Annotated in this window: 2 protein-coding genes; both read left to right on the top strand. The window is 73.5% G+C overall.

Translation table 11 applies throughout. The annotated features are described in order from the left end of the window. The coding region (locus tag GCU67_RS21005) for a TadE family protein (RefSeq protein ID WP_246215493.1) at positions 1-364 on the top strand (364 nt) is incomplete at its 5' end. Then, positions 361-825, top strand: coding sequence for a hypothetical protein (locus GCU67_RS21000; protein WP_163613446.1), 465 nt, complete (start codon positions 361-363; stop codon positions 823-825). The genes GCU67_RS21005 and GCU67_RS21000, both read left to right, overlap by 4 nt. Positions 826-952 lie beyond the last annotated feature (127 nt).

Below are 952 nucleotides of genomic sequence, written 5' to 3'. Positions count from 1 at the left end.
GGTCGTCGACTTCGTCATGGTCAGCGTGCTGGTCGTGGCGTTGTTGATGGCGGTGCTACAGGTGGCGGTGTACGTGCACCTGCGCAACGTCGTGGTCGCCAGTGCCCAGGAGGGCGCGCGGTACGGGGCCAACGCCGACGTGCCCGCCGCTGCGGGTGCTGACCGGACGCTGCAGATCGTGGGCCGGGCGACCTCGCCGGCGACCGCGGCCGGGCTGGCGTGCGAGTCGGTGCAGGAGGTCGACCCGACCGGCCTGCCGCTGGTGGTCGTGCGTTGCGTCGGTCAGGTGCCGAGCCTGTTCGCCGCGCTGGGTGACCTGCTGCCGCTGTCGGCGACCGGCCGGGCCGTGGAGGAGTCGCGGTGACGTGGCTGCGATCCCGACTCGGGCCGGACGCCGAACGGGGGTCGGCGATCGTGGAGTTCGTGTTCGTCGCGCTGGTGGTGTTCCTGCCGCTGGTCTACGTGGTGGCCGGGTTCTCCGCGGTGCAACGCGGGGTGTTCGCCGCCAACGCGGCGGCGCGGGAGGCGGGGCGGGCGCTGGCGACGGCGCCGGACCTGGCGACCGGGCAGGCGCGGGCGGAGGCGGCGGTGCGGGTGGCGGTGGAGGACCAGTCGGTGGAGGCGACCGACGTCGTGCTGGCTTACGCGCCGGTCGGTCAGGGCTGCTCGGACGCGGGCGGGTACGCGCCGTCGCTGGCGCCGGGGGAGGAGTTCTCGGTGTGCGTGACGGTGACCGTGCGGGTGCCGCTGCTGCCGGAGTTCATCGACGCCAACACCGCCACCGGCCAGTTCGTCGTCGAACGCGACCGGTACGTGAACGGCTGAGTCAACCTGTACCGGGGTGGGTGCACGTCGGGGAGGGGCCTAACGGCTGCGCAACGGGGGTCGCCAGCAACGTCGTCGATCTCGTCGACGGCGAGGTGCGCGAGCTCATCCGCCGCCGCGGCCTCGA

It is taken from the genome of Modestobacter muralis, from assembly GCF_010682105.1.
GTDB classification, from domain to species: Bacteria; Actinomycetota; Actinomycetes; order Mycobacteriales; family Geodermatophilaceae; genus Modestobacter; species Modestobacter muralis.
Note: the sequence above shows the minus strand (reverse complement) of the source record. Positions and strands in the feature narration are given on the sequence as shown.